Source organism: Sphingomonas mangrovi (assembly GCF_047975845.1).
Taxonomy (GTDB): Bacteria; Pseudomonadota; Alphaproteobacteria; order Sphingomonadales; family Sphingomonadaceae; genus Sphingomonas.
Genome location: NZ_JBIUCZ010000071.1, coordinates 1 through 1,344 on the forward strand (window position 1 = coordinate 1; position 1,344 = coordinate 1,344).

The window sequence follows — 1,344 nt, forward strand, 5'->3', positions numbered from 1 at the left end:
TGAATCATCTGTGGACGCCCCTTCGGTTGCAAGCGGTATCTGGAAGTTCTGACACGTAGTCGGATGCTGCCATCTGTCCGGCCTGTAATGCAGCGGCAAGCTGCTGGCCCGTATGGGAGTGCGCGGACCGGAACCACATCAGATTAACGTGCTCGAAGCACACTGATTCAGTCTGGTTCTTCCGGCCCCGTCTCGCCGACTGTTGTGCCATACCCTCCTTCGACCGACTGCGTCCTCCGACGCCTCTGGCCCGCCTCGGCTTACGCCGTGACCGCGACCGGAGCTCTGTAATCCTCCTGCTTGACCAGCAATGCCCAGACGGTGCGGGCCATCTTGTTGGCGAGCGCGACCGTTACCAGCATGCGCGGCTTGCGCGCCAGCATGCCTTCGAGCCACGAGCCTGCTGGTGCCCCACGCTTGCTCGCCTGGAGCACGACCGCGCTGCTACCGATGATGAGCAGCCGCCGCAGCGTTCGCTCACCCATCTTCGAGATCGCCCCCAGCTTCTGCTTTCCGCCGGTGGACGCCTGCCTGGGCACCAGCCCCAGCCATGCGGCAAAGTCGCGGCCCTTCGCAAACGTCTCGGCCGGCGGGGCGATGGCCGCGATGGCCGTTGCGGTGATCGGGCCGATGCCGGGGATGGTCATCAGCCGGCGTGCGACCTCATCCTCCCGGGCGCGCCGCGAGATCTCCTTGTCCAGCGTCGCGATCCGTTTGTCGAGGTCGGCCAGCATGTCGGCCATCATCGCGAACATCGGCCGCGCCGCCTCGGGTAGCGTTTGCCCGATCTCACCGCCCTCCAGCAGGTCCGCCAACATCGCAAGATGAGCCGAGCCTTGAGGTGCGACCCAGCCATACTCGGCCAGATGCCCGCGCAACGCATTACCAAGCTGGGTGCGCTGTTTAACCGCCAGGTCACGCGTGCGGAACACCAGCGCCGCTGCCTGCTGCTCCTCGCTCTTCACCGCCACGAACCGCATGCTCGGCCGCTGCGCCGCCTCGCAGATCGCCTCGGCATCCACCGCGTCGTTCTTGTGCCGCTTCACAAACGGTTTGACGTACGCCGGCGGGATCAGCCGCACCTCATGACCCATCGCCCGCAGCTCTCGCGCCCAATGATGCGCACCGCCGCACGCCTCCAGCGCCACCAGGCAGCGCGGGTGCGCGGCGAAGAAGTCGAGCAGCTTGCCGCGCGTGAGCCGACGCCTGAACACCGCCCGACCAGCAGCATCGGCTCCGTGCGCGTGGAAAACATGCTTGGCGATATCCAACCCGATCGTGGTAGCCTCTGACACGGACGCCTCCCTCAGTGGTGCTTCAACACCGCCACTCTGGCACATCGAT

General features: G+C 66.0%; 1 protein-coding gene. It reads right to left on the reverse strand.

All coding sequences use genetic code 11. From position 1 onward, the window contains the following. Positions 1-260: 260 nt before the first annotated feature. Positions 261-1,295, reverse strand: a complete 1,035-nt coding sequence (locus tag ACBY01_RS17150; protein WP_416462201.1) for an IS110 family RNA-guided transposase — start codon at positions 1,293-1,295, stop codon at positions 261-263. Positions 1,296-1,344 lie beyond the last annotated feature (49 nt).